This is a genomic window from Azospirillum sp. B21, assembly GCF_008364825.1.
Classification (GTDB): Bacteria; Pseudomonadota; Alphaproteobacteria; order Azospirillales; family Azospirillaceae; genus Azospirillum.
The window spans coordinates 1-24,679 of sequence record NZ_VTTO01000028.1 but is presented as its reverse complement, the minus strand read 5'-3'; the positions used below and the strand labels follow the sequence as shown (position 1 = coordinate 24,679).

General features: G+C 66.2%; 28 protein-coding genes. 3 read left to right on the top strand and 25 right to left on the bottom strand.

Annotation, left to right across the window (positions count from 1 at the left end; translation table 11 throughout):
* Positions 1 to 755: 755 nt before the first annotated feature.
* The 11 genes from FZ983_RS31785 to FZ983_RS31735 all read right to left on the bottom strand — a co-directional run bounded on the left by FZ983_RS31785 (position 756) and on the right by FZ983_RS31735 (position 8,812).
* Positions 756 to 1,016, bottom strand: coding sequence for a hypothetical protein (locus FZ983_RS31785; RefSeq protein ID WP_149228704.1), 261 nt, complete (start codon positions 1,014 to 1,016; stop codon positions 756 to 758).
* Between the two features lie 11 nt (positions 1,017 to 1,027).
* Positions 1,028 to 1,300 carry a hypothetical protein gene (locus FZ983_RS31780; protein WP_149228702.1) on the bottom strand — a complete coding sequence of 91 codons (273 nt, stop codon included), beginning with the start codon at positions 1,298 to 1,300 and terminating at the stop codon, positions 1,028 to 1,030.
* A gap of 19 nt (positions 1,301 to 1,319) precedes the next feature.
* Entirely contained in the window at positions 1,320 to 1,832 is a 513-nt protein-coding gene (locus FZ983_RS31775) for a hypothetical protein (protein WP_149228700.1), read from the bottom strand.
* A gap of 34 nt (positions 1,833 to 1,866) precedes the next feature.
* Complete coding sequence (locus tag FZ983_RS31770) at positions 1,867 to 2,229, bottom strand: hypothetical protein (RefSeq protein ID WP_149228698.1); 363 nt, start codon at positions 2,227 to 2,229, stop codon at positions 1,867 to 1,869.
* A complete protein-coding gene (locus tag FZ983_RS31765) occupies positions 2,216 to 2,512 on the bottom strand; it encodes a DUF6516 family protein (protein WP_149201742.1) in 297 nt (98 codons plus the stop codon). The genes FZ983_RS31770 and FZ983_RS31765 overlap by 14 nt, the downstream gene beginning before the upstream one ends.
* A gap of 105 nt (positions 2,513 to 2,617) precedes the next feature.
* Positions 2,618 to 3,181 (bottom strand): hypothetical protein, encoded by a 564-nt coding sequence (locus FZ983_RS31760; protein WP_149228697.1) that lies wholly within the window; start codon positions 3,179 to 3,181, stop codon positions 2,618 to 2,620.
* A 48-nt stretch (positions 3,182 to 3,229) separates the two neighbouring features.
* Positions 3,230 to 4,195: a hypothetical protein gene (locus FZ983_RS34420; RefSeq protein WP_188092596.1), complete on the bottom strand. Its 966-nt coding sequence runs from the start codon at positions 4,193 to 4,195 to the stop codon at positions 3,230 to 3,232.
* Positions 4,196 to 4,497: 302 nt separating this feature from the next.
* Positions 4,498 to 4,755, bottom strand: coding sequence for a hypothetical protein (locus FZ983_RS31750; protein ID WP_149228695.1), 258 nt, complete (start codon positions 4,753 to 4,755; stop codon positions 4,498 to 4,500).
* Between the two features lie 53 nt (positions 4,756 to 4,808).
* Positions 4,809 to 5,453 (bottom strand): hypothetical protein, encoded by a 645-nt coding sequence (locus FZ983_RS31745; RefSeq protein ID WP_149228693.1) that lies wholly within the window; start codon positions 5,451 to 5,453, stop codon positions 4,809 to 4,811.
* Positions 5,454 to 5,583: 130 nt separating this feature from the next.
* Positions 5,584 to 7,566 carry a hypothetical protein gene (locus tag FZ983_RS31740; RefSeq protein ID WP_149228691.1) on the bottom strand — a complete coding sequence of 661 codons (1,983 nt, stop codon included), beginning with the start codon at positions 7,564 to 7,566 and terminating at the stop codon, positions 5,584 to 5,586.
* A 379-nt stretch (positions 7,567 to 7,945) separates the two neighbouring features.
* A complete protein-coding gene (locus FZ983_RS31735) occupies positions 7,946 to 8,812 on the bottom strand; it encodes a hypothetical protein (protein ID WP_149228689.1) in 867 nt (288 codons plus the stop codon).
* 303 nt (positions 8,813 to 9,115) lie between these two features.
* On the opposite strand from FZ983_RS31735, the gene FZ983_RS31730 reads away from it, so the two are divergent.
* The 3 genes from FZ983_RS31730 to FZ983_RS31720 are packed head-to-tail and all read left to right on the top strand — an operon-like array spanning position 9,116 to position 11,657.
* Positions 9,116 to 10,993 (top strand): DNA cytosine methyltransferase, encoded by a 1,878-nt coding sequence (locus FZ983_RS31730; RefSeq protein WP_188092595.1) that lies wholly within the window; start codon positions 9,116 to 9,118, stop codon positions 10,991 to 10,993.
* A 58-nt stretch (positions 10,994 to 11,051) separates the two neighbouring features.
* Positions 11,052 to 11,339, top strand: a complete 288-nt coding sequence (locus tag FZ983_RS31725; protein ID WP_149228685.1) for a hypothetical protein — start codon at positions 11,052 to 11,054, stop codon at positions 11,337 to 11,339.
* Between the two features lie 51 nt (positions 11,340 to 11,390).
* Positions 11,391 to 11,657, top strand: a complete 267-nt coding sequence (locus tag FZ983_RS31720) for an XRE family transcriptional regulator (RefSeq protein ID WP_109155062.1) — start codon at positions 11,391 to 11,393, stop codon at positions 11,655 to 11,657.
* A gap of 97 nt (positions 11,658 to 11,754) precedes the next feature.
* On the opposite strand, the gene FZ983_RS31715 is transcribed toward FZ983_RS31720, so the two are convergent.
* From FZ983_RS31715 to FZ983_RS31645, 14 genes are all read right to left on the bottom strand, one after another.
* Entirely contained in the window at positions 11,755 to 12,081 is a 327-nt protein-coding gene (locus FZ983_RS31715; protein ID WP_149228683.1) for a hypothetical protein, read from the bottom strand.
* 150 nt (positions 12,082 to 12,231) lie between these two features.
* Positions 12,232 to 12,984: an IS21-like element helper ATPase IstB gene (istB, locus tag FZ983_RS31710; RefSeq protein WP_149228681.1), complete on the bottom strand. Its 753-nt coding sequence runs from the start codon at positions 12,982 to 12,984 to the stop codon at positions 12,232 to 12,234.
* 9 nt (positions 12,985 to 12,993) lie between these two features.
* A complete protein-coding gene (gene istA / locus FZ983_RS31705; RefSeq protein ID WP_149228679.1) occupies positions 12,994 to 14,271 on the bottom strand; it encodes an IS21 family transposase in 1,278 nt (425 codons plus the stop codon).
* Positions 14,272 to 14,558: 287 nt separating this feature from the next.
* A complete protein-coding gene (locus tag FZ983_RS31700; protein ID WP_149228677.1) occupies positions 14,559 to 15,296 on the bottom strand; it encodes an SCO family protein in 738 nt (245 codons plus the stop codon).
* Positions 15,297 to 15,349: 53 nt separating this feature from the next.
* The gene (locus FZ983_RS31695; protein WP_149228675.1) at positions 15,350 to 15,808 is read right to left on the bottom strand and encodes a cytochrome c; all 459 of its coding nucleotides are present in this window, start codon (positions 15,806 to 15,808) and stop codon (positions 15,350 to 15,352) included.
* Positions 15,805 to 16,233: a DUF411 domain-containing protein gene (locus tag FZ983_RS31690; protein WP_149228673.1), complete on the bottom strand. Its 429-nt coding sequence runs from the start codon at positions 16,231 to 16,233 to the stop codon at positions 15,805 to 15,807. Before FZ983_RS31690 ends, FZ983_RS31695 begins: the two co-directional genes overlap by 4 nt.
* A gap of 28 nt (positions 16,234 to 16,261) precedes the next feature.
* A complete protein-coding gene (locus FZ983_RS31685; protein WP_149228671.1) occupies positions 16,262 to 17,722 on the bottom strand; it encodes a multicopper oxidase family protein in 1,461 nt (486 codons plus the stop codon).
* Positions 17,723 to 17,816: 94 nt separating this feature from the next.
* Positions 17,817 to 18,173, bottom strand: a complete 357-nt coding sequence (locus FZ983_RS31680) for a hypothetical protein (RefSeq protein ID WP_149228669.1) — start codon at positions 18,171 to 18,173, stop codon at positions 17,817 to 17,819.
* A gap of 674 nt (positions 18,174 to 18,847) precedes the next feature.
* The gene (locus FZ983_RS31670) at positions 18,848 to 19,486 is read right to left on the bottom strand and encodes a Spy/CpxP family protein refolding chaperone (protein WP_149228666.1); all 639 of its coding nucleotides are present in this window, start codon (positions 19,484 to 19,486) and stop codon (positions 18,848 to 18,850) included.
* Positions 19,487 to 19,826: 340 nt separating this feature from the next.
* Positions 19,827 to 20,183: a hypothetical protein gene (locus FZ983_RS31665; protein WP_149228664.1), complete on the bottom strand. Its 357-nt coding sequence runs from the start codon at positions 20,181 to 20,183 to the stop codon at positions 19,827 to 19,829.
* 259 nt (positions 20,184 to 20,442) lie between these two features.
* Positions 20,443 to 22,821 (bottom strand): heavy metal translocating P-type ATPase, encoded by a 2,379-nt coding sequence (locus tag FZ983_RS31660; protein WP_149228662.1) that lies wholly within the window; start codon positions 22,819 to 22,821, stop codon positions 20,443 to 20,445.
* Positions 22,822 to 22,944: 123 nt separating this feature from the next.
* Positions 22,945 to 23,514, bottom strand: a complete 570-nt coding sequence (locus FZ983_RS31655; protein WP_247884064.1) for a hypothetical protein — start codon at positions 23,512 to 23,514, stop codon at positions 22,945 to 22,947.
* 227 nt (positions 23,515 to 23,741) lie between these two features.
* Positions 23,742 to 24,116, bottom strand: a complete 375-nt coding sequence (locus FZ983_RS31650) for a copper-binding protein (protein WP_149228660.1) — start codon at positions 24,114 to 24,116, stop codon at positions 23,742 to 23,744.
* A gap of 11 nt (positions 24,117 to 24,127) precedes the next feature.
* A complete protein-coding gene (locus FZ983_RS31645) occupies positions 24,128 to 24,610 on the bottom strand; it encodes an efflux RND transporter permease subunit (RefSeq protein WP_149228747.1) in 483 nt (160 codons plus the stop codon).
* Between the last annotated feature and the right edge of the window lie 69 nt (positions 24,611 to 24,679).

The following is a 24,679-nucleotide window of genomic DNA, read 5'->3' as shown; positions in this document are numbered from 1 at the left end:
CGCCCTCTTGGCTGCGCGATCTCCCGCTGGCAACTTGCTCGCCGGCAACGGTTACGTTCCATACCCAGCATTCAGGGCGCCAGGTTACAGCGAGATCGCACCCGTGAATGCGGGTGACAATGTGACGAACGGACCAAACCGGGGACTGGTGCATCAGGGCCTCAGGTGCGATTGGTCAACAGCCAGACCACATCGGGCGTTTATCAGGCGGCGGGGAAACTACGGAGGAGACTGCCAGCCCTCATCACCAGACCGAAGACGACGGCCGAGGCTTGGGTCGGGCGGCTGCGGGTCAGCTCGGCCTATTGATCGCTTGCTCTTCGTTTGCCGAGTTGGCCATGACCTCAACAAGCGTGTCCATGTCGTGGTACAGTCTTTCCAATATTTGCGCGACGATCTCACTCGCAGGACCTTTTTCGCTGCCCCCGATCGCGAGAGGGCGCAACACTTCGAATGCCTCATTCATGGAAGTAAAAGCAGTCGCAAGTCGTTCATTTCGCGTCATGGTATTCCTCAGATAACGCCGCCGTCGCAGGTGGACGGCGGGTTTGTACGGTGCCGGTTCTAGTGCGGCACCCTAGCCGCAAACTCGTTAATCGACAACTTAAGGCAGCTGGCGGTCCTGCAGGTCGGCGCCCTCGGCTCGCGTTACTTGCTGACGGGGGCGGCGCGCTGGGCGCGCGGCCAGTTCCACCGCGGCGGCTGACCGGCCGGGACGGCGGCGATCCTGCTGCTGGCCGGCGCCGTCGGCCCTCCTATGCTGGATCGGCAGGCGCGCTGGCGCTGATTATGTGGCGGGCATCGACGACAACCTCATCGCCGGCGTCGGTGGAGATCCAGACCCCAACGGATCTCGGCGAGGTGGGATGGTCGCCGCGGATATGCGCGACAGTACCCTCAACAACCTTTGGGTTGGCAGCAACCTTCAACTGGACGCCAGCCAGCGACACGGCATCAAAAGGACGTGCCTCGAACCATTCGGCACGGACGCGCATGCCTTTCACCAGCGTTTGCATTATGGCGCTCCTTAGATAGACGCCAGCAGCGCTTCGCCTGCCGGCGTCAGATCGATGATGTTCCCGCGGCTTCCAGCCGCGCTATCCGGCCGCTCGACGATGACGCCCTCGCGCAGCAGGACCCGTGCGGTCGCCTTGTTGAACCAGTCAATGCGAGGCTCGCCGGCAGGCCAGTCTCGCTTCGCCGCCATCCGAATGGCAGCGATCTGGGATTGCGTCGGTCGAAACCTCGGCTGCCCGGACGAGGCGGCCTCGCGCATGACCTCTTGGTGCAGGGTTCGCATGGGCTTCCCGTCGCTCTATTCACAGATTGGTGGCCGACCGTGAGGTCAAGCGCGCCCAGACTGCCGGAAAGGCGCTCGGGAACGATTCCAGCGTCACCAAGCCCCAGTAGGCTTCATCGCGCTCTTCGTCGGCCACCGCAACGTCAAGCCACAACCCACCGTCTACCTGGAGGAATTCCCAGCCGTGGCCATTGCGGCGGCCAGCAGCGAAGCTCCGGACGAACTGGAGCAATACGTCGTCTCCGACGAGTGCGCAGCTAGCCGGCACGGCCCGATCATGCAACGACGGCGCAAGCACGTCGGCCGACGCGCACCGATACTCGCCATCCTGCCTGACGAAGCTGAGCGCGAAGGCGGCGCTGCGGAGATCCTCCGGCGCGGCGGAATTCCATGCATCGGCCAGGAGGCGCATTGCCGGATGCCGTTCGCAATTCCCAGGGCCGCCCCCTACGCCGAACACGGCTCCTTCGGAAAATGGTACGCTGCTGGCGAGGCGCACAGCCTCAACGAACGTCCGGACGGAAAGACTCATGCACGATGCCACCTTCGGCTCCTTTTCTGGACATTCAGGCTGCGAAGCGGATCGACGAGGCTATCTCGTCGACGGGCATGGTTAGCCTACCGTCGGCGCCGCGCTCGATCAGTCCCAGTTCTTCGAGCGCGGTAACATCCTCGTGGACCCGCTTGACGTCCCTCCCGAGATCACGCGCGAGCGCCCGAATACCATCCGCAGGAGCACGCCGTAGGTGCCGCAGCAGCTCGTAGCGCTTGGGCGTCAGAACGGTGCATAGGGCCTCCCAGCTTGCGAAGTAGAGGCGATCGGTGGCCGCGGCGGGATGGCCCGCTTCAGCCGCCTTCCAAGCAGCGGCAACCTCAGCGGCCGCCTGGTCCAGGGCGTCAGTATCGACGCGGATGTCACGTTCGATCATGGTCGGTCCTCCATTGCCTCACCGCCGCCACGAAATCGGCGAGCAGCCGGTCGACGTTGACAAACTCGTAGGGATGCTCGGCGTCGTCCTGATGCCGATGGTCACCCTTGCCGCGTTCGTTGTCGAACCCCAGCACCCGCCGCCCGTCAACGATATAGACCAGACGGTACTTGAATCCGTGGGTGGTTGGCGGAACGGGCTCGGGCACCCGCCACACCACCATTTCGGCAAAGTCGCGGTTGCCGTAAGCGACGCGGCGGCGGATGACGAGTTCGGCATTCATGTTGGCATTCTACGCCAACGGCCTGTTGTCGGCAAGCGCCATCACCTGTGAAATCCGTTCCTTGGCAAGATAGGCGACACCCGCAGGTACGTTCTGCCGTCCAGCTCAGATATTGGCGGCCATGGGGCAATGGGCTGACGAACCCAAGCCCCGCGTCCGCGGCCTCGCGATGTCTTGCGTCTTGCTCCGGGTCAGGTGTGCGGCCTCTAGCTTGGCCATCTCCTCAGCCACCAGTCGCTCATGCTCATGGAACAGGATCAGCGCGGCCTTCCCGGATTCTGTGCGGCGCCAGCGCGTTGTGCAGCCGCCGACACCGCTCCGTTCGACGACTTCCACATAGCCCCTCAGGTGGGCGATCCGCAGCAACTCGTAATTGGTGCTGCACCATCCCTGCCGCCGCCCGATGAACCTAGCCATGTCGGCAGATGGGGGCAGACCGAGTTCAGCGAACTGCCGGTGACCGTCGTTGGTTAAAGCCGCCAGGCTCAGCTTAATGGTCAAGGCGCCGATCCCGGCCGGAATGCTGGTTGTCCAGGTCTGAATCAGCCCGCGCGTCAGCAGTCGTTTCTCCGGTGCAGACGCTGTGAAGCCAGCGGCGGGCATCCCGTCTATTCCGCCGGCGTCGATCCGCATCAGCTGGGCGATCTGGGCCGGAGTCAGCTTGGTCATCGCTCGGTACCGCATCGAGACGTCAGCACGTCGTTGAACCTTCTCACGTCACGCCGCGAGCTTGGTGCCGAGATTGGCAGGGTCAATCCGAAGTCCATGATGGACGAGGGCTTGCTCCAGCTTCGCCCTTGCCTCGGTCGGAACGGCATCTGCGTGCCAAACGCTGATCCGGGCCAGCACCCGTTCGCGACAGTCCGGTGTGGCCTCGATCAGGCTGGACACCACGCGGAGGCGACCAGGATGGATCACGGTGCGGACTGGATCGCGCAGGATCGGCAGCGCTTGGGCAATGTCGTCTTCGAGATGCGCTACGCCTGTGATTGACAGGTGCGGCAACGGACGGCCGGCATGCATGCACCAGCGCCACCCGTGATAATCCGATGCCCGTTCGTAGATGTCGCGGCACGGTGCAATCCAGCGTGTTCGCGCGTCGCCAGCTCCGTCCCGGAACCAGATCAACCATGAATACGAGGTTGCGCTGCTCCTCTTGGGATCCAGCCGCCCCACGAACATCGGGACGCGCTCGGCGTGAACGGCAATAATGTCAGGCGGACACTGGCTGAACAGCCGCTCGTAACGGCCCTGCCCTTCCAGGAATGCGGTTCGGACGATCACCGCCACGCCGCGTCGGGCGAAGCGGCGGGCGTGGTGTATAAAGGCCTCTCCCAAGGTGAAGGGTGGGTTCGTGCAGACCCAATCCGGAGCTTCCGCTTCATCGGGCGTCCAAGTCAGAAAATCGCGAATGCTGATCGGCTGCTCGTAGATGTTCCTGGTTCCGTAATCCGCCACATCTGCGACACGCACATGCGGAGTGAACTCCAGCATCGTGCGGGCGATATCCCCGGCACCGGCCGCAGGCTCACAGACGACGCTTCCGGACAGCGCGTCGACACCAAGGATCTGGTGCACCAGCGCCCGAACCGCCCACGGTTGAGTGGGGAGAAAGTCCAGTGCCTCCGGGGCTGACCGACGCCGCTCACGAACAGCTGTGTTGTAGGGCAGGCTGATCGGCACGGGGGATTGGACCCTTCATGAATGAGGTTAAACCAGTCAGACGCCATCGCTATCGCGGCTCTGGCGAACCGGCAAGGCATCGCGCGGCCGGTCAAGGAGCCCAAGCTATTCCGCGCCGTGCCGGAGAACCAGACAGCCGCCGCGGTTGTGGCGTCCCAAGCCAAAGACATCTTCGATGCACATTTTGCGGACTGCCAGGGTCGCCGCTCAGCTCCCTCTCGCACCGCTTCGCGGGTTCGACCGGCGGTGTCCGGCGTCGCGGTGCAACGCCGGGAGGGAACGCGGCTTACGACTGGGTTTTCTTACTCAGCCGCAGTGGCAACCACCGGAGCACGGCTGAATGTCCCGTGCATCATCGCCACGCGCAGGCCGGGCGCAGCGTTCAGCGCGTCTGTGATCTGCTGGCGCAGCTGCCCGTTTGGATCGATCTGCTTCATGACCGAGCAGAACTGGAAGATCTCCAGGTTCCCGAACGACACGCCGCCATCCCAGCCCTTCGTGTGGCCGACGAAATCGGGGATATCCAGAGAAACGCGGTCATTCGTGACGGGGGTGCTCATGGCGGTTGCTTCTCCGAAGGGATGGCGGTTCTGATGTCGTGGGTGGACGATGGTCAGTGCGTCGGGACGTAGGTGTAGCCGGTCGATCCATTCACCCGCTGTTCGTCGCGGCGCTTAATGGCGTCCCATCGGGCACGGTTCTCCTGAGATTCCTCGATCCTGGCCCGGAGCTGTGCCGAACGTTGCATCGCCGAGCGCTGCGCCTCCTGCTGGAGCGCCGTTGTCCGGGAGCCCTTATATGCGGCCAGCAGGGCCTCATCGGCCGCAGAGCCATTGGTGCAGAAAATTGTTGCCGAGCTCGTCATCTGGACCCGCTCACGGGCAGCCCGGTTACTTTCATCCAACTGCCCGGCAATCATCTCCAGGAGAATAGGCTGCCGACCCTGCTTCTGCTTCTCGCAGAAGGTGCTGCCGGCTTCGGTGACTTCCTCCGAGGTGACGTAGCGCGGATCGTAGCTGATGTTGAGTGTGTCAAACTTAGCGTCGCGGCCCGTCGTCACGGTCGGCTTCCCATTGACCAGGGGCTGCTTGAAGTGGTTCTCGAGGCCAGCGCCGGATAACAGCTGTCGTTGGGCGTCGCGCGCCTGCTGCCATCCGTCCACTGGACGGGGCCGAGAAGTCGTTGTGCAGGCAGTCAGGGATATAGCAACCGTGGCGACGGCAATGGAGCGCAGGGCGGTGGTGGGCAGTCTGGTCACGGTCGGATACTCCAACGTGCAATGGCATCTGGTTAGCCGATTTTCGGCGTTGCCCGCGACCTTGAAAGACGGCGATTTCCGCCGCCTTTCGCTGGTGTGGCTGTGCCGTTCGACCTTCGATAGTTGTACCTCAGGCGGCTAGGGAGGCGAAGAGGTCGCCTTGCCCGATCGGCATATTGGCTTGCCGCCGTGGCGCCGGCACCACCCTCGCAGGGATCATGGTGGCAGCCTTCAGCCGATTGTGCTCACCATCGGAAATCGAGCGGGCGAGCAACTCCGCGGCCGGCGTGCCTGGGCCGAGGCCTGCGTCAGTAAGACGCTGGGCGTGGTCCACCGTGTTCGCCAGTTCCTGCAGCCGTCCGGCGGCGAGTGCAATGGTGCCGAAGCGTAGGTAGAACTGTACCGCCACCGTCGGCTCGAAGCGTCCGTTGTAGTAGACATCGAGCAGGCGGTCAGCCTCGAACTCGAAAATCATATGAGCGGATTCGCCGTCAACCGAGAAGGTCTCCTCCTCCTGGTGTTCGACACACGTTTGCGCGGTGACCGCAGGCACGTCCCGGCCTGGGCGCTCATAGTAGAACGTGGTCAGCGGGTCGTAGAGCGGGTGCAACATCCGTTCATTCGCGGGAAGCGCGACCCAGCGCGGCTCCGGCATACGGAGATCGCGCCGGTTCGGCTGAACCTCGATCTTGGGGATCTCAAAGCGAACCCCCCGCTTGGTCACGTCGCGCCAGATGTGCAGAGCCTCAAAGGGGACGGAGGCGCCGTAACGTGCCCACATGAAGTCGATTGCCAGCACCTGCTCAGGGTTTACGAGTTGGAACTGCGGCTTTGCCATACGCGTCGCCCAGGCGATGTCAGGCGTCCCAGCGGCTGCCGTCGCGCGCATATAGGGGTCGGACCACGACACGGCCTCACCAGCGTAATAGGCCCAGAGGTCCTCGTCCAAGGCGGCGGCCCGTTCCTTCTCGCGGGCGTCGATCGTCAGGCAGATACCCAGCAGCTCCTGGACCATGGCTGGGGAGTAAACGTCGGCTTGGATCCGAACGTGGCCGGTAACCGGGTCCGTGGTTCTGGCCGTCCAACGCCGACGGTCGAGGTCGTACTGGGTCTCCACGAGGAAGTCGCGCAGATCATTGAGCGGCTGCATCCAGGCATACTTCGGGTCTCGGAGCATGATGGTCATGCTCTTGTCGCTGCTGCCCGATACGGTGCAAAGCGCGCAGCCAAATCGGCTTCCACAGGCGGAGGCGGCAGACTTACCGGATGAGACCACCGGGCATTCGCCGGTGGCCGCGCGATAGAGGTCACGGGTCTGGTCGAAGTTCGGTGCATAGGCTTCCAGCGCCCGCCCCTCCCCAGCCAGGGCAAGGCATTCCCATACCTCATCCGTGTCGAAGTCGGCGATCAGTGGCAGCGTCCGCTGACCGTCCGCGGTGACGGTAATGGCGCGGGCCGCGTCGCCCCTGCGATCCATCCGGCCGGCTCGGCTGGTAGACTCTGAGAAGCGGGTGCCCAAGAGGGTCACCACGCTCTCCCGGTCCAGGGACGCAGCAAGCTCGGAGATGCGGAAGAAGTCGCCCGGCTCCGCAGTCCGAAGCATCGCCTCGTATTCAGCCTTCAGCTCAGGCACCAGCTTGCGCAGTTCGCGCAGGTTCGGGCGGGCCTTTAGCTCTACTCTGCAGTCTCGGCTTGCCGAATTCGAAAACGTGGGCACTTTGCGCATCCCGATCACGGCAGTCATCCACGACGAGGCCAGGGTGGGACGCCCAACGCGTATCCGCAGAGGGATCGCGTGTCGACGGGCGTAGCGTTCCAGCAACGAAATCTGGCTCTGGACGTGCTGATGAATGACAGGGTTCTCGATGCCGGTGTCTGCGGTCTGAACGGTCAAGGGGTGGCGCAGCGGGTTCTCGCGCACCGCATCATGGTGGGCCAGCAGCGCGATGGTGCGCATTGCCGTGCTGTCCTTCCCGAAGCTGACCGCAACGGCGAGAGGAACATCCTTTTCGATGAGATCGCGCACCGCACGATAAGCTGCGGCGATCTTCTCGACGGTCTCAGAGGAGAACTTGGCATCCAGCAGCTTGTCTGTTGAGAAGAGCGCAGTCATGGCGGCGGCATCAGTCAGTGGTTTGATGAGACGATCCTACCATATCGTACAGAGCGCACAAGAAAGAAAATCTGCATCTCGATCATGATTGCAAATTATGAGACACAGTTGATCGCTTAAGTATAAGCATTGTCACGGCCAGACAATGAGGGCGCTTGGTGCGCACCTTGATTGCCTCGACCCAATCGGCGCCTCCGCCGACCACGTTCCAATGCGAGTTCTCGACCGAGATGGATCATCTCTCGCCCATCAAAGGCTATGCGGCCCTGGTGTGGTTGGTGACGATCGCCGCGCCAGCCGTCGGCTCAGTCGCACCCGACACCGCCGCCGTTCGATCTACCCGCCCCTCCGCTCGTGTTCCGGCACTTCGCACGGTTTCTCAGAACATGGACAGCTGACCACGCTTGTCGACCGTCCAAACCGGCGCCGCATTGGCGGCCACCAGCTCTGCAGGCGCGACGCGGGGCTCCGGTTCACAGTGCTGCTCCTCGATGTCATCGACCGCATGCGGAGCGGATGCGCCACACACCTCAACCGCGTTGCCACTGGTTCCTGCCTTCTCGGAGCCGTCCCGGCCCAGCAGCTTCAACAGCACGGTCGGAGGGAGCATCGAGAAGCCAGGGCCGCGAGGAAGCGCATCGACGAAGGCGCCCCAGGCGGCGATGTCGATGGCCCTTCCACGCTGGCACAGGCGGGCAAGTAGGCGGCACGTCAAAGCACAAAGGCGGTGGTAAGCCTGCGCGCGTTCGATCAGCAGCTCGGGGGTCCAGTGCGAACCGGGATTGAGCGGCTTGGCATGGCCCGTTACCATGAAAGGCGCCAAAGCCTCGGTCGTGGTTGCAATCTCCCGCAACAGCTTGTCCTGGTCCGACGGCGGCGCGAGGTAGGCTTGGTTGACGGCAGCTGAGATCGCGCCCTCAAACATGATGAAATCCGAAAACCGCTGGTCCGGGGTGCGTCCTTTCGGCGATCCCGCCTTTGCTTCCCGAAGCCGCCGGAGTGCCGAAGCACGCTGCCTGTCCGCCTCCTGGGCGATTTCCTCCAGCGCGGTGGGCGACGGTAGCGGCTGGCAATAGTGCGACCGGTAGCCAGTCGATGAGACCGGGCAATAGCCGAAGCGGACGGCGTGCAGTGCTTGGTCAGCAACACGCAGCGGCACGCCACGAACCTGGATGACGGTTGCGGGTAATTTTTCCCCGGCAGTGGGAGATGCGGTCTTGGAAGCGATCTGAGAGGAAGCGGCCATCTTTCTTGCCTCTTTGTGTTCGAGCCAGCCTTTCCGGCCTGCTCGGCGTGGGTACAAATTACCCTTGCCAGAGGAGAGAGGCAACAGCTATATGGGAGCAGGAGGGTAAAAATTACCCGCTTCGCCCATAGTGCTGAGGTCATGTCCATGGCGATGTCCGTTCACCCCCGTCCCATTTCCGTTCCGCACATGCCAGCTCGTTCCCGCGCGCGCCGCCGTAATGAGGCGCGTCGCTCAATGGGACGGGCGGAGAGTCCTGCCGCGCAGTTTTCGTTGTCCTTGAAGTCGACGGCGGACGATGAGTTGGACGTTGACCTGTTTGCCGGTGGCGGCGGCGCATCGGAGGGAATGGAGCAGGCCCTTGGCAAGCCCGTCGATCTGGCGGTGAATCATGATGCCGCTGCAATCGCCATGCACGAAGTCAATCATCCTCGCACCGAACATTTTCATAGCGACGTGTTTGAGGTCGATCCAGTAATCGCATGTAGAGGCCGCAGCATACGAAATCTCTGGGCATCGCCGGACTGTCGCCATTGGTCGAGAGCCTCAGGCAAGGCTCTGAGAAGTCCAAAAATCAGGGGATTGATGTGGGTTGTTATTAGATGGGCGCGCCTTCCGGGTTGGCAACGTCCGAAAGTTATTTACGTTGAGAATGTTCCGGAGATGCTAACCGCAGGCCCCACCGAGGACGAGCCGATCCTCTATCCGTTCCCTGACGGCTCCGGGGTTCCACCGGACAGCCAAAGCGCGCCGGCTGAAGCACTGAAAGGGCTCTACTTCCGACAATGGCGGACGGAGTTGGAGCGGCTCGGGTACCATCTCGAGTTCCGCTGCCTGGCCGCCCATCACTTTGGTGTCCCGACCATTAGGACCCGCCTGTTTATCGTCGCACGCCGCGATGGCGTCCCAGTCGCTTGGCCGACGCCGACCCATGGCGACCCACGTTCTGACGAGGTTCGCACGGGCTTGTTGAAGCCCTACACCCCGGTGTCCACCTGCATTGACTTCTCCTTGCCCTCCAAGAGCATCTTCGGTCGGACGAAGCCGCTCGCGCCCGCCACCTTGGACCGCTTGGCCCATGGTGCGCACCGCTTCATGATCGCATCGTCGATGCGCGAGGGTTACGAGCCGTTCGTCGCCACGCTCAACCATGCAGGCAAGGGGTTCCGGGGTTTCGCTTCGACCGAGCCGGCCAAGACCATCACCGCAGCCCGCGATGCCCATGGGCTTGTGCTTGCGGCCACAACGCAGATCACCCAGCGCGGCAGCCGCTCCATCAAGGTTCGGGATCCACGTGTGCCGCACCCGACAATCGTCACCAAGAACGAAAGTGCTCTTCTCACCAGCCACGCGCACCCACTGTCGGGCGCAGACACTGGCAGCGTCGCCTATCTGGCCCAGCACAACACGGGCGAGATTGGGCACAGCTTGCTGGCCCCCGCCTCCACCATCACCACAACGGGCAGCCACCAGCAGCCGGTGACCGCGACCATCCACAAGCTCCATGCCCCGAGTGTCGGACAGGGGCGGGAGGGGGCCGCCGCGACCCCCGCAACCCGCGATCCGCACGGGCGGCAGGGCGCTCACCTTGTGGTGCTCAAGGGTACGTGCAAGGACGGCCGGGCCCTTGATAGGTCGGCTCCGGCTGTTCTGGCGTCCGGAATGCACCAGGGCCTCGTCCAGACCAGACTGGAGCCAGTTGGCACGGCCTTAGACGACGTAAGCGTTCCTTTCGAGGACGCTCTCCTGACTGCTTTCCCCAAGCGACTGCATGAGCAAATTCGGGCCGTGCGGCGGTTCCTGGAGCGCGTCGATTGGAAGAGCACGCGCGGCCTGCGCAAACTACCGCCGGCGGAACCAGACGCCTTCTTGACCGCGCTCGCTGCCCAACTTGGCTATGTAGGCCCCGCGACCGAACTGCCGCACCTTTTGGGCCTCTGCCGCGTGAAGGGCGAGTGGTTCCAGATCGTCGACTTGTCGATGAGGATGCTGGTGCCGCAAGAGCTGAAGCTCATCCAGGGCTTCCCCCCGGAGTACGTCATTGACCGCACTTCCGACGGTCGCAGGCTGACCCAGGAACAGCAGATCGCCCGGATTGGCAACAGCGTGTGCCCGGAAATGGCCCGAGTGCTGGTAACGGCAAACTCGCCGCCGCGCCGCCGGCTGCAGATCGCCGCCTAAAGAACGCTGTGCGCTGCCACCACCTCCCTCTCCGTCGAACACGAACAAGGACCTGACCATGGACCGTAGCTCGCGCCCCGAAGTTCGAAATCCTGTTCTCGCCCTGCCGGCTGTCGCCAGGCTGCTCACGCTGCAGCCCGAACTCCGGCTTGCCCTCGCCGATGTCCTCCGCGACCTGTATCTGGACGCGAAGGTGCGCGCCGAGAAGTCTTGGACCAGCAAGAAAGGCCCCCTAGCCGTGTACTGGAGAGCTGTGGCGGTCTATGCGCTCCACATCAGCCGTGCGGTGCGGCCGACGAAAGCGGAACTGCGTTCGCGCGTTGTCGATCTCAAAGCAGCGGCGTAAACCTGTTGCGCAGACCGGCGCGCAGCCGGGCAGATCGAGGATCAGGACGTTATGAGCAGCACGCCGCCGGATTCCCGCCCCGACGCCGGCCATGACTGGGGCGCCATGACGCCCGAGGCATTCAATGACTGGATGGACGCCATGGGCTTCGAAACGCGCGAGGAGGCCGCGGCGGCGCTGAGATTGTCTGTCGAGTCCATCAAGCATTATCGCTCCGGCCGCCGCGGCGACGGCAAACCGGTCGTATACCCGCTCACTCTCGCGCTCGCGTGCACTGCGCTGTTCCACCGCCTTCCGCCGTGGACCGTCCGGCGCTGAGGGCATTCCTTGCGCCACGGTCTCAGTTGGACGGTGTGGCTTCGCGGAAGGACGGCCCCTCCCCACCGGGAGGGGTGATGAAGGGCCGTCTGGAGGCTCAGGGTGCGGACAGGAATGCCTGCACCGACGCCTGGGTCTCCTGCATCTCCCGCTCGCCCACGATCACCGTAGGTGTCGTGGTCGCCAGGTAATCGACGTTGAATGTCAGGTTGGGCCGGCCGTCACCCCGGTCCAGTTCGTCGCCGATCTCGTCGGCGATGAACCGGGACCCCTCTGCAGATTCCGATGAAGCCGGCCGGGTATTCCGATTTGAAGGCGGCCACCGTTCCGAACTGAAGCCGGCCAGCGTTCCGAAGGAAAGCGGCCGGGGTGGCGTATCCCCGCGAGGCGTTTTTCGTGTCGCATGAGCATGGCGTCGGGTCAAGCCGCCATGATCATGTCGAGGTGGAGGGCGTCCCCGGAATCCATAGGAGGGCCCCGGGCAAGCCGGTCGCGAGCGCGCCTCATCACGCTGGAGAGCGGCCGGCTTGCCTGGGAGGTGCCTGTGGAGCTCCGGGGGCGCCCGGCGGTCTCGTCACTCTCCGTCGGCCAGGGCTGGCTGGCGTCGCGGCTTGCGCATTGAGTCTCCGGTGAGGTCGATGCGGTAGGCGTTGTGAAGAATGCGGTCCAAGATCGCGTCCCCGAGAGTCGGATCCCCAATGAGTTCGTGCCAGCGGTCCGTGGGGATTTGGCTGGTGATCAGCAGAGAGCCGGCGTTGTAGCGGTCCTCTACGATCTCGAGCAGGTCGCGGCGCTGCTCTGCGTTCAGCGGCTCTGGTCCCCAGTCGTCCAAGATGAGAAGTCGCACGCGGGCGAAGCCACGCATCAGGCGGGCGTAACGGCCGTCGCCATGTGCCAGGGCCAGGGTCTCGAACAGCCGGGGCATCCGCTGGTAGAGTACTGATAGGTTTTCGCGGCAGGCACGGTGGCCAAGCGCGCAGGCCAGCCAGGATTTGCCGATGCCGGTCGGCCCGGTGATGATCACGTTCTGGTGGTCGTGGATCCATCGGCAGGTCGCCAGCTTCTGGAACAGCGCGCGGTCCAGCCCACGCGGCGCCCGGAAATCAACATCCTCGATCACAGCGGGATGGCGCAGCCGGGCGCTCTTGGCGCGTGCTTCGAAACGTTTCTGCCGCCGCAGCGTCACCTCGTGATCGAGCAGCACACCCAGCCATTCCTCATGGCTGAGCGTGCCGGCCTCGCGGTTGGCCTGCATCTCGCGCAGCGCCTTGGCCATGCCGTGCAGCCCCAGGTCGCTGAGCTGGTCGAAGGTGGGATGGGAAAGCATGGTGGGCTCCTAATGAAAGTACCGCGAGCCGCGGATGTTGGCGTGGTCCAGCGCCGGCGCCTCAGGGCGGGCGGTGGAGCGAACCCGGTCCAGGTTGTTGCGTAGGATCGAGGCGATGCTGTCGGCAGTGGTGGCGCCGATCTCCAGCGCCCGGGCACTCACCGCCTCAGCGCGGGCCCGGTTGGGGCCGCGAAACAGCTTCAGCACGCCACGGCAGGTGCGGAAGCCCTGTTCCGGGTGCGGCCGGCTGGCGAGGATGGCGCGGATCAACGCCACAGTATTGGGGCCAAGGTCGCCGGCGTCCCGCTCGAAACGCTCGGGGCTCCACTCGGCGTAGCGGCGGTGTGCTGCCGGCATGTGCTCGGGCACGGTGCTGTGGCGCTCGCCGCCGTGCCGGCGGGCATGGGCGGCGATCCGTTGGCCGCGGTGAAAGAACTCCACCGTGGTGGCGGTGAGGCGTGCGTCGATCTGTTGGCGGATCAGCGTCGCCGGTACCGAGTAATAGAAGCCGGCGACCTCGACATGGTAGTCGGGGCCGACGCGCACGAGCTTCCACTCCGCGTATTCGTAGGGCGTGTCGGGCAGCGGCCGCAGCGCCGGCCGATCAAGCTGTTCGAACAACTCCCTGCGGCTGAGCCCGAGGCGGCGCTGGGGCCGTGTGTTGAGGTCCTCCAGCACCCGGTCTATCGCGCCATTGGCTTCGGCCAGGGAGAAGAACGGCAGATTGCGCAGCCGGCCGAGGATGAAGTACTGGGCGATGCGCACACCGGCTTCCACCTTGGCCTTGTCACGTGGACGACGCGGACGCGCCGGCAGGATGCCGACGCTGTAGGCGTGCGCCATGTGGGCGTAACTGCGGTTGAGCTCCGGGTCGTAAAAGGAAGCCTTGAGGACGCCGCTTTTCAGGTTGTCCGGCACGATCAGGCGCGGGCAACCGCCGAGGTCCTCGAACATGCGGACATGCGCCCCGATCCAATCGGGCAGGGTCTGGGTCCAGGTCGCCTCGGCGTAGGTGTAGTTGGAGGCGCCCAGCACGGCGATGAAGAGCTGGGCGGGCCGCACGGCGCCGGTGGCGGGATCGCGGATGGGCAGCGTCTTGCCGGAGTAGTCGACGAAGACCTTGTCGCCGGCCAGGTGGGGCTGACGCATGCTGGGGGCGAGCCGCGCCTCGAACTCCCGGTACAACTCGCAGAAGCGGCTGTAGCCGTAGCCGTCGGGATGAGCGGCACGGTACTCCTCCCACAGGATCATCAGCGTGACGCCCGGGCGTTTGAGTTCGCGGTGCATAGCTGTAGTGGCCCGAGATCATCGATAGTCGGACCCGAGATACTAACCAATTTTGAGACCAAACTCTCTGAGACATACGATGGAGGCCGGTCCAGTTTAGCTGAGACTGGGACCGTATTCTTTGAGACAGACCTGAGATCGGAGGCAAGGGCTCCTATCATTTGAGACGCTTGCCTGTCCCGAGCAGCGGCTCGGCCGCCTGTGCCTGCTGCGTTATTCCTGCACCTCCACCCCGCTCAGCTCACCGACAGAGAAAAAGTAGCTATTTCATCTCTGTTGGTGAGCGCCTACTCATTAGACGACGTCACCTGATCCGACCAGAACATGGACCTAATACGCTCCCAGACGGTTAAGTCGCGCCGGTGACTGGGACTTTGATGGGAATGTTCTTTGATTAAGCCATCGTTGGTCAACGCATTTATGTGGATGATGGCATTGGTCGGGTCGAACTTCATACCGTGGTACCGGGCGCGCAGGTTGCCCTCGCGGTCAATAAGGTGCATAACAGCACCGTGCATCTGCATCCCGTCCGGCATCGATGTGAACTTCAGGCCGTACTGTTCCGCAAGTTCCCGGGTGGCCATGGACCCCTCGGCGCCGCTGCTCAGGAACATCGAGTTCATCGGGTCAAGGCCATGCGCCGCAGCGAAATCCCTGCGGACCTTGGCGGTGTCCCGTGCGGGGTCCGTGGAGATCGTGACGAACTTCACCCTGTCCTTCATCGGGGTCGCGTTGACCTGCTCCTGCACGGCTGCCACGGCCTTGGTGTGCAGCGGGCAGACGTCAGGGCAGCTGGTGTAGACGAACCACAGGACCACGACCTTACCCTTGAGATCATCCAAGGACACTGTGCGTCCCTCGGTGTCGATCAACCTGAAGTCGGGGGCTGGGCGGTTCACGACCTCGACGTACTTGTCCTTGCTCGAGATGTTGTGTTCGACCTCGGACAGGGAGTGGGTATGGGCAACGCTGCCGGTGCCGAGGATAAGGAGTGCTGCCGTCGCGGCGGCGAAGTGCTTGTTCATGGTGCTTTCGTTCTCATGGCGGGATCGACATCGACCCTTGGTCACTTCTTGGATTACTGCGCCATCATCGACCACCGGGCCCGGATGTCCTCGGGCCAGCGGCTCGCGATGTAGGCCAGAACGGCCCAGATCTCATCATCGGTGAGCGTGCCCCCGAACGCGGGCATGTCGCTCTCGTACCTGGGCGGGGCGTGCTTCTCGATGCCCTCCTTGATGATGCTGAAGAGCACCTCGTCGGGGTGATGCCACGTGTGCCCCGAAACGTCGTGCGGCGGTGCTGGCATGCGACCGTCCGGCTTGCGGCTCTGCCAGTCCGGCTGGCCCTTGAGGTTGACGCCGTGGCAGGACGCGCAGTTCTCGGCGTAAACGGCCTTGCCGAGCGCCACCTGGGTGGCGTCGGTCGGGTCGGCCCGGCTGCCCTTGGACGTCAGGGTCCAGGCTGCCACGCCCCCGGCGACGAGGAGCGCCAGCGCGGCGCCCCCCGTCCAGGCGATTGTCCGGCGGCGCGTCATTCGACCGCGAACACCTGCGGCTCGCCCCGGCCGCCGAAGGTGTAGACGACGAGCGGCTCGGTCCGCGGGCCCTCCATCCCCGGCGAACCGATCGGCATGCCGGGCAGCGAGATGCCCTTGACGGCCGGGCGCTCGGCCAGCAGCCGCTTGATGATCGCCGCGGAGACGTGACCCTCGACCACGTAGCCGTCAATCAGCATCATGTGGCAGCCAACGAGTTCCATCGGCACGCCCTGCTCCTGGCGCTTGAACGCAAGGTCGTGGGTGGCGACGGACGTCCCGTCGATGCCGTTGGCGCGCAAGTGCTCCGCGTGGCCCTCGCAGCAGCCACACTGAGGGTTCTTGTACAGGATGGCCTGCTCGGCGAAGGCGGTCGCCGGGGTCAGCAGCACCAGCGACAGGGCGATGGTCTTGAGGATGCGCATGGTCGTGTTCCTCGGAATCGGGCTCGGGTCAGGTGACGCGGATGGTGCTCATCATCCCGGCGACCTGGTGCTCGAGGATGTGGCAATGGAACATCCAGTCGCCGGGGTTGTCGGCGACGAAGGCGACCTCGACGCGCTCCCTGGGCGCCAGCAGGACGGTGTCCTGCCACTCGCGGAAGCGGGTCGGCTGACTGTTCCTGGACAGCACCCGGAAGGTGTGCCCGTGCAGGTGCATGGGATGATGCCACGCCGTGTCGTTGGCCATGGCGATGACGCAGGTCCGGCCTCGCTCGAGCGTGAAGATGGGATCCATGACGTGGCCTCCTCCGTGGCCGTCGGGACCGCTGGCGGCGACACCGTTGATGGCCCAGGCCATGCCGCTGCGCATCATCGTGCGCATGTCGGTCATTTTCCCGTCCACCATGGCCCCGGCCATCATGCCCATCATGCCGCCGCCCAGGGTTACCTCGTGACGGACAGCCCCGGAGAGGTCCGGCTCGGGCACCGGGTTGGCCGGAAGGCCGATGGGGGCCTCGAGCGGCCGGTCGCGAAGCCGCTCGGCCCCGTAGGCCAAGTCGACGAGCCGATAGGCAAGACCCCTGTAGAAGTCGTCGACGACGGTGACCCGGTCACTGGGAGCGCCGATCATGTCGATGACGAGGTCGATGCGCATGGCGGGGGCCAGTACCACGCGGCCATCGGCGGGCTCATGCGGCTCGACCGGGTGCCCGTCGATGGCGACGACCTGCGGCCGAAGGCCCTGGAGCCGGAGGCCGAAGATGCGGGCGTTGGCGGCGTTGACGAGGCGCAGCCGGATCCGCTCGCCCGCCCGCACCGGCACCTCGTCGAGCACGCGGCCGTTGATGGTGACGGTGTTGCCGACCCGGCCGTTGTGGCTCAGGTCCATCATGTTGCCGAAGTCGTCGCTGATGGAGGCATCGTTCTTCAGCCGCCAGTCGCCGAGCATCCAAGTGACGTCGCGATCGACCCGGATCGGCTCGCGCTCCTCCACGATGAGCGCCCCGGCCAAGCCGCGGCCGACCTGCTCGTGGCTGCGGATGTGCGGGTGGTACCAGAAGGTGCCCGCATCCACGGCGTCGAACTCGTAGGTGAAGGTCTCGCCGGGGGCGATGGGCGGCCGCGGCATGTGCGGCACACCGTCCATGGCGTTCGGCACGCGGACGCCGTGCCAGTGGACGGTGGTCTCCTCGGCCAGCCGGTTGGTCACGGCGACCCGCAGCCGGTCGCCCTGGCGGACGCGGATCTCAGGGCCGGGCACCCGGCCGTCGTAGGCCCAGACCGTCGTCTCGGGGTACTCGGCGCCGACCATCCGGGCCCGCCCGGGACCGGGAGTCAGCGTGTGGGTCGGCTCCGCGGCCTGTGCCGGGCGGAGGATGGCGGGGGCGAAGCCCGCCGCGGCGATGGCGCCGCCTGCAAGGAGCAGCAGCTGCCGTCGATCGATCGGCCGGGCAAACGGGTTCGGTAGCATTCAATCCCTCGAACTGGGCCTGACGGCGGGTAGCCAGCTTGGCCCCGCCGGTTAGGCAGGTACATCGGGCGCACGACGTGCGTCGGCGCGCGTCTCAGGCAAGGGATGAGGGTATCGGAGGCCGGTGGTCAGGCGGCGGCGACAAGCCGTCCGCGACCGTCGGCGACGCGGCGGCGAAGGCGCCAGGCGCGACGGAGGGGCTGTCGGGAGAGTCCGGCAGAAGACCGGGCAGGACGATGCAGATGCCTCCGTGGCAGCCCGCCATGTCCATGCCCTTGCCGGTCTCCTGGCCGGAAGCGCAGCCCTCGCAGCCCGCCATGCCGCCGTCCATGGCGGCCGCGGCCGTCTCCTGTGTGCCCGCCATCATGCCCACCTGGGCAGCCTGCGCCGTCGTCCCGAGCGCGAGGCCCAGGATCAGCAGGACGGACAGGATACGGCGCAGGCAGGCCATGGTTTCAATATGAGCTCGTCAGGGGGGCAGGCCAACAGGTTTGTCGCCCCGTGTTCGCAACTCCGGCGTTCTCAATGATTTTGGCGCCGAGGACCGGGACGAGAGCCATGTCGAGCAAGGCATGCGTATGCCTCGCCCAAGGGTGAACCGAGCACCCCATCCGACGCGAGAGCCTCGAGGGCGCGCAGGAGATGTTCGGCAGCATCGTGTTGGCCCTCATCCATGGCCCTCTTGAACGCATTGAGGATCTGCCTTTCCAGGCTCCGGCTCCGCATTCTTCGCCTCCGCTGTTCGGCATCGGTGCAGGCGGAAACCGTCCGCGGCTCCTGGCCTCGGGCGACTTGCCGCGACAACCTCCTCGGCCGCTCGGGTGGGGCGCCCGGCATGGGCGCCCCGAGACGCCATCACACTGCTTCTGGTCGCCCGGTTTGTCGCAGGAGCTTCCCTTTTTCATGCCGGAGCACATGACCAGGTGCATCAGCGGGCAGGCCAGAAGGCCCAGATAAGGCAGGGCCGCGGCCAAGTGACCCGGATAGGTCACCGACAGGGATACGGCTGCAAGGGCGAGGAGGCCGAGGCCGCCGAGAACAGGCCAGCTGCGCCACCAAGGCATCCGCCGAGTTTGTCCATCCATGTTGGGTTCCTTTCTCCATCCGTTCTCCATCCGGTGTGGATCACATCATGCCCAGCGAGCCGCCGAGCAGGTCTTCGGCGGCCTTCCTCTGCTCCTCCGACAGCGCGGCGAAGAGCGGGGTCGCGGCGGCGTTGAGCCTCTTCGTGGCCTCCAACCGGACCGACAGCGCCCTTTCCCGTTGCGCGAGGCGCTCGGTCAGGGATGCTGACGTCTCACCCTTCATCATCTGCCCGTGCATGGAGCGGTGGACCTCGGCGTTCGTCCGCAGGGCGTCGGCGAAAGCCTTCCATTCCTTGGTCTGGGCGTCGGTGATGCCGAGCTCGGCCTTGAGGAAGGCGATCCGGCCCTCAACGTGCTCGAAGGGCATGCCCATGCTGCCCATCGACCCCATGCCGCCCGTGGCCATCATCGGACAGGAGATCGCGTCGGTGTCGGACTGCGCGTTCCGCTGTCCCATCATCCCTTGCATCATGGGCATCATGCGCATCGTGTCGCCCGGACCCGTCATGCCCTGCATGCTGCCGTGGGACTGGTCAGACGAAGCCGTTGGAGCGGCTTGGGTTGCGCCTTGGCCCGCCACGTGGTGGGCCTGGTGATCCGGTTGGGTCTGGGCCTGGGCGAGCGAGACCGACGCCGCGAGGGCCACGACCGGCAGAAGGGTGCGGGACATGAATTTCATCGTTTTCTCCATGGATCCGGAAAGCTGATCTGAGACGGGCCGTGGTCGGCTCAGCCGCCGCCCACGCCCGCCGTCATCCAGCGGGGCAAGCTCCCGGCGCGGGCCGGGGAAAGGTCGCGCAGACGCAGCGGGCGGGAGGCGGCCGAGCTCGTTCCCGCGGGTGGCAAGGTGCCCCGGCGCGGGCCGGGGCAGGGAAATCAGGGGCATGGTTGCCCTCGCATCGGTGGCCTTCCCGACGCGCCCGGACCAACTCCGGGCGTCTGGGTCAGCCGGATTGGCCGCGTGGTCGCGACCCGATCAGGCGATCACCGCGGCGCCGCCGACGGTTGGCGGGCGCGGATCAGATGCGCAGGGTGGACTTCGGAGGGTACGGCTCCGGATGCGGGGTCTCGCCCCACCCGAGCGCCGGGTCATGGGGGACCGGGGAGGCCACGGGCATCGAAGGCGGGTGCGGCGCCTCGGGAGGCAGCATGGAGGGGATGACGCAGACGCCGCCGTGGCACGCCGCCATGGTCATCATGCCCTGGTCGTTGTCGCCGCAGTCCGGGCAGGCGGGGGAACTGGCGACGCCCATGCCCAGGGTCGCCACCGGACTTCCCATCGTGCCCCTCATCGGCACCTGGGCGGCCAGCGCCGTCGTCCCGAGCGCGAAGACCAGGATGAACACGACGGAGAGGATGCGGCGAACGACCTGCATGACGGGTCTAATATAGCTCGATGTTCAGGTTCGGCCAAGGGCGCTGCCGTTGCACGTGGTGCGACGGAGAAGGGCGTCTCATCGCCCCGACCGCAAGTATTTCACGAAAGCGGCAATTCCGAGGATCAGGAAGACAAGGACCAGGAGCCAGACGATTCCCATGGCTCCCATCATCCATCCCATCCCTTCCATATTGTGCATCATGGCATCCGTCCTGGTTGCTGCAATCCGACGAGGGGCGTGAGCGGCGGCCCGCCGCTCACAGCCGAAGGGTCCGAAGGCGAAGCGCATTCCCGATCACGCTGACCGAGCTCAGGGCCATCGCGGCGGCAGCGATGATGGGGCTCAACGTCCAGCCGAACAGCGGGTAGAGCACGCCCGCGGCGATCGGGACGCCGATCGCGTTGTAGACGAAGGCGAGGAACAGGTTCTGCCGGATGTTGCGCATCGTCGCCCGGCTCAGCGCGCGCGCCCGCGCGATGCCCGCGAGATCGCCCTTGACCAGGGTGACCCCCGCGCTCTGGATGGCGACGTCCGTGCCCGTTCCCATGGCGACACCGATGTCCGCCTCGGCCAGGGCCGGGGCGTCGTTGACCCCGTCGCCTGCCATCGCCACCACCCGGCCCTCGGCCCTCAGGCGCTTGACCACCCGGTTCTTGTCCTCGGGCAGGACCTCGGCCTCGACCGCGTCGATGCCCAGCTTCCGCGCGACGGCCTCGGCCGTGGTCCGGTTGTCGCCGGTCAGCATCACGATGTGGATGCCATGCTCGCGGAGCGTCTTGAGCGCATCCGGGGTGCTGGCCTTGATCGGGTCCGCGACCGCGATGACACCGCCGGGCTTGCCGTCCAGGGCGGCGAACAGGGCCGTGGCGCCGTCGCGCCGGAGGTCGTCCGCCTGGGCTTCCAGGCTGCCCAGGGCGATCCCCCGCTCCCGCATCATGGCGGCGTTGCCGAGGACCACCGTGCGCCCGTTCACCCTGCCCGCCACGCCCTTGCCGGTCACCGAGCCGAACTCGGCCACATCCTCGACCGACAGACCGCGCTCGCGTGCGGAGGCGACGATGGCGGCCGCCAGGGGATGCTCGCTCGACCGCTCCAGGCTCGCCGCCAGCGACAGGACGGTCGCCTCATCGAAACCGGGCGCGGGGGTCACGCCGACCACGCGGGGCTTGCCCTCGGTGAGGGTGCCGGTCTTGTCGACGACCAGGGTGTCGACCGTCTCGAAGCGCTCCAGCGCCTCGGCGTTCTTGATCAGCACACCCGCGGTCGCCCCCTTGCCGACGCCCACCATGATCGACATCGGCGTCGCCAGACCCAGGGCGCAGGGGCACGCGATGATGAGGACCGACACGGCCGCGATGAGCGCGTAGGCGAAGCCCGGCGACGGCCCCCAGATCATCCAGCCGACGAACGCCAGCACGGCGACGACGATGACGGAGGGGACGAACCACGCCGACACGAGGTCGGCGAGTCGCTGGATCGGCGCCCTCGACCGCTGCGCCTCGGCCACCATGGTCACGATGCGCGACAGCATGGTGTCCGAGCCAACCTTCTCCGCAACCACGATCAGCGCACCGGTCTGGTTGATGGTGCCCCCGATCACCGTGGCGCCGGGTTCCTTCTCGACGGGCAGGGACTCGCCGGTGACCATGGACTCGTCGACGGCGCTACGGCCCTCCAGAACCCGCCCGTCGACCGGCACACCCTCGCCGGGCCTGACGCGGAGCCGGTCGCCCACCTGGACCCGGTCCAACGCGATCTCTTCGTCGTCGGCGCCGTCGCGGACGCGCCGGGCGGTCTTGGGCGTCAGGTTCAGCAACGCCTTGATGGCGCCGCCGGTGCGCTCACGGGCCCGGAGCTCCAGGACCTGCCCGAGCAGGACCAGCACGGTGATGACCGCGGCCGCCTCGTAGTAGACGGCGACCAGCCCCTCCGCGTCGCGGAACCCGGCCGGGAAGAGGCCCGGCAGGACGGTGGCCACGAGGCTGAACAGGTAGGCGGCGCCGACGCCGAGCGCGATCAGCGAGAACATGTTCAGGCGGCGGGTGACGAAGGACCGCCAGCCGCGCTCGAGCAGCGGCCAGCCCGCCCACAGCACCACCGGGGTGGCCAGCAGGAACTGGGCCCACACGGAGGTGCGGGGCGAGAGGACGCCGTGCAGTCCGAGGCCGGGGATGTGGGCGGCCATCTCGAGGATGACGAGGGGCACGGCGAGGGCCGTGCCGATCCAGAACCGGCGGGTCATGTCCGCGAGCTCGGGGTTCGGCTCGCCCTCGACGCCTGCGGTCACCGGCTCGAGCGCCATGCCGCAGATCGGGCAGGTGCCCGGCCCCTCCTGCCGGATCTCGGGGTGCATCGGGCAGGTGTAGATGACGCCCTTCTGCGGCGACTCCCGGTCCGCATGCCCGGGGGCCGCTGGCTTGGCGGCCGGGGCCAGGTAGCGCTCGGGATCGGCGACGAATCGGTCGTGGCAGCGGGCCGAGCAGAAGTGGAAGGTCTGCCCGTCGTGGACGGCGCGGTGCGTGGACCTCGTCGGATCGACGGCCATCCCGCAGACGGGATCCGTCACCTTCGGGCCGTCACCGTGTCCGTGAGGATCGTGGCGGTGATGCGCGTGGCCGCGATGCAGGTCAGCCATGGTCGTCCTCCATTTCCTTGCGCTCGCGCCGTCCGGCAGCGTCTTCGGCCCCCGGGGCGAACGCCTGCCCGGTGGGACTCCGGGTCGATTGGTTCCAGGCTCCACCCTCCAGTGGTTGGAAGGTCAAAGATTTTCGTCCAAGGGTTCCGACGCCCGGGGCGGCCGGATCGACCGGAACGCCAGGGCCGGGATGACCATCCACTGCGCCACCGGCGACAAGCCGGTTTCCAGCCAGGGCAGCGCCGGCATCAGGTCGGAATAGGCCCAGGTCCCCCGGACCCCGATGTTCAGCCACTCGCTGAAGGCGGTGTAGCCGAGCCCGAACGCGACGGTCAGGGCGGCCACGACCGAGAACCGCCGCCGGGGCCAGCGACGGCTCCCCGCCAGGAGCAGGGCCGCCACCAGGGAGGCCAGTGCGATCAGGACGTCGCCGCCGGTGCAATGGACGGCGGCGAACACGATCTCGCCCGCCGTCCCGGTCTCCCAGAGCGTGTAGAGCGGCATATGGAGGAGCTCCCACGCCAGGTTCCCGATGGCGACGATGGCCAGGTAGCGCCGGAGGGCCGCCAGCCATCCGGCATGTGAGGCGTGGTCGGAGGCGCCTTGGTCGACTGCCTCCGTGATCCCCATCCGCGGCTCGGCGTCCAGGGCCGAGCGGGCTGGGAGGCGGCGCACGGGAACGAATGCCTTCACGGTGTCCTCCGTCACGACCAAGCCGCGCCAGAGGCCGACGGCCGGTCCAGGTGACGATTGGGTTCGCCTGCCGAGGGGGCCGCGACGGTTGCCGGAGCGGACGCCGCGTCGGCGGCCGGAGCCCAACCGCTGACCACCCCCCATTCATCCCTACCCTAGCCCAGGCGGCTGCCCTGGTCTCCCGAAGGACCGGAGGGCCGGGAGCGGCCGCCTGGGCCAGCCGAGCTTCACTTGCTGGGCCTGAGGCTCGTGACCGTGTAGTTGCCCCCGGCCCCGGCCAAGGTGAACTCGACGGATTGGCCCGCCTTCACGCCGCTGAGGTCGACCTCGGGCGCGACCGGGAAGTCCATGGTCATGGCGGGCCAGTTGATGGCCGGGATGGGGCCGTGGCTCAGGTTCACCGTGCGCTTGGCCGCGTCGACCTTCTTGACGGTGCCCGAGCCCATAGCGCCCTTGTCGGCGGGCTTGGCCATGGACATGGAGCCGTGGTCCATGCCGCCGCCCTGCGGCTTGCCCTGGCCGGACATGTCCATCTGCGCCAGGGCCGGTCCGGCCAGGAGCATCGCGACGGCCGCGGCGATGACGGGGTGGAATGTCTTCATGATGCTTTCCTTCACTCTGCGGGATGTGCGGAACCCAACGCGCGGACGTCGTCCGCCGTGGCAACGGCCTGGTTCCGCAGGAGGAACCGTTGCCAAACCAGGTAGACGGCCGGGATGACGATGAGCGTCAGGGCCGTCGTGCTCGCCATGCCGCCGACCATCGGGGTGGCGATGCGTCGCATGACCTCGGAGCCGGTGCCCTCGCCGACCATGATCGGGAACAGGCCCGCGAAGATGGTCGCCACCGTCATCACCTTGGGCCGCAGCCGCAGCAGGGCGCCCTCGACGACGGCGTCCTCGATGTCGCGGGCCGTCATCGGCCGCCCCGCGGCCGCGGCCTCGGTCCGGCGCCGCCTCAGCGCGAGGTTCAGGTACACGAGCATGACGATGGCCGTCTCCACGGCCACGCCCGCCAGCGCGATGAAGCCGACGCCCACCGCGACCGACAGGTTGAAGCCCAAGTACCAGAGCAGCCAGATGCCCCCCGCCGGCATCGTCACATTAACTTGATCGAGACCAAGAAGGCGGCTGCAGCAGCCCGCCAACGCCCATCAGGCCATCTT

Excerpts from the sequence above, each read along its gene's own strand:
- FZ983_RS31645 (WP_149228747.1), bottom strand. The coding sequence starts at position 24,610 with ATGCCGGCGGGGGGCATCTGGCTGCTCTGGTACTTGGGCTTCAACCTG.
- FZ983_RS31665 (WP_149228664.1), bottom strand. The coding sequence starts at position 20,183 with ATGCAGGTCGTTCGCCGCATCCTCTCCGTCGTGTTCATCCTGGTCTTC.
- istA (WP_149228679.1), bottom strand. The coding sequence starts at position 14,271 with ATGCACCGCGAACTCAAACGCCCGGGCGTCACGCTGATGATCCTGTGG.
- FZ983_RS31785 (WP_149228704.1), bottom strand. The coding sequence starts at position 1,016 with ATGCAAACGCTGGTGAAAGGCATGCGCGTCCGTGCCGAATGGTTCGAG.
- FZ983_RS31775 (WP_149228700.1), bottom strand. The coding sequence starts at position 1,832 with ATGAGTCTTTCCGTCCGGACGTTCGTTGAGGCTGTGCGCCTCGCCAGC.
- FZ983_RS31725 (WP_149228685.1), top strand. The coding sequence starts at position 11,052 with ATGGACCGTAGCTCGCGCCCCGAAGTTCGAAATCCTGTTCTCGCCCTG.
- FZ983_RS31695 (WP_149228675.1), bottom strand. The coding sequence starts at position 15,808 with ATGACGCGCCGCCGGACAATCGCCTGGACGGGGGGCGCCGCGCTGGCG.
- FZ983_RS31760 (WP_149228697.1), bottom strand. The coding sequence starts at position 3,181 with ATGACCAAGCTGACTCCGGCCCAGATCGCCCAGCTGATGCGGATCGAC.
- FZ983_RS31750 (WP_149228695.1), bottom strand. The coding sequence starts at position 4,755 with ATGAGCACCCCCGTCACGAATGACCGCGTTTCTCTGGATATCCCCGAT.
- FZ983_RS31690 (WP_149228673.1), bottom strand. The coding sequence starts at position 16,233 with ATGCGCATCCTCAAGACCATCGCCCTGTCGCTGGTGCTGCTGACCCCG.
- FZ983_RS31740 (WP_149228691.1), bottom strand. The coding sequence starts at position 7,566 with ATGACTGCGCTCTTCTCAACAGACAAGCTGCTGGATGCCAAGTTCTCC.
- FZ983_RS31685 (WP_149228671.1), bottom strand. The coding sequence starts at position 17,722 with ATGCTACCGAACCCGTTTGCCCGGCCGATCGATCGACGGCAGCTGCTG.
- FZ983_RS31780 (WP_149228702.1), bottom strand. The coding sequence starts at position 1,300 with ATGCGAACCCTGCACCAAGAGGTCATGCGCGAGGCCGCCTCGTCCGGG.
- FZ983_RS31765 (WP_149201742.1), bottom strand. The coding sequence starts at position 2,512 with ATGAATGCCGAACTCGTCATCCGCCGCCGCGTCGCTTACGGCAACCGC.
- FZ983_RS31670 (WP_149228666.1), bottom strand. The coding sequence starts at position 19,486 with ATGAAATTCATGTCCCGCACCCTTCTGCCGGTCGTGGCCCTCGCGGCG.
- FZ983_RS31735 (WP_149228689.1), bottom strand. The coding sequence starts at position 8,812 with ATGGCCGCTTCCTCTCAGATCGCTTCCAAGACCGCATCTCCCACTGCC.
- FZ983_RS31720 (WP_109155062.1), top strand. The coding sequence starts at position 11,391 with ATGAGCAGCACGCCGCCGGATTCCCGCCCCGACGCCGGCCATGACTGG.
- FZ983_RS31660 (WP_149228662.1), bottom strand. The coding sequence starts at position 22,821 with ATGGCTGACCTGCATCGCGGCCACGCGCATCACCGCCACGATCCTCAC.
- FZ983_RS31700 (WP_149228677.1), bottom strand. The coding sequence starts at position 15,296 with ATGAACAAGCACTTCGCCGCCGCGACGGCAGCACTCCTTATCCTCGGC.
- istB (WP_149228681.1), bottom strand. The coding sequence starts at position 12,984 with ATGCTTTCCCATCCCACCTTCGACCAGCTCAGCGACCTGGGGCTGCAC.
- FZ983_RS31680 (WP_149228669.1), bottom strand. The coding sequence starts at position 18,173 with ATGGCCTGCCTGCGCCGTATCCTGTCCGTCCTGCTGATCCTGGGCCTC.
- FZ983_RS31650 (WP_149228660.1), bottom strand. The coding sequence starts at position 24,116 with ATGAAGACATTCCACCCCGTCATCGCCGCGGCCGTCGCGATGCTCCTG.
- FZ983_RS31770 (WP_149228698.1), bottom strand. The coding sequence starts at position 2,229 with ATGATCGAACGTGACATCCGCGTCGATACTGACGCCCTGGACCAGGCG.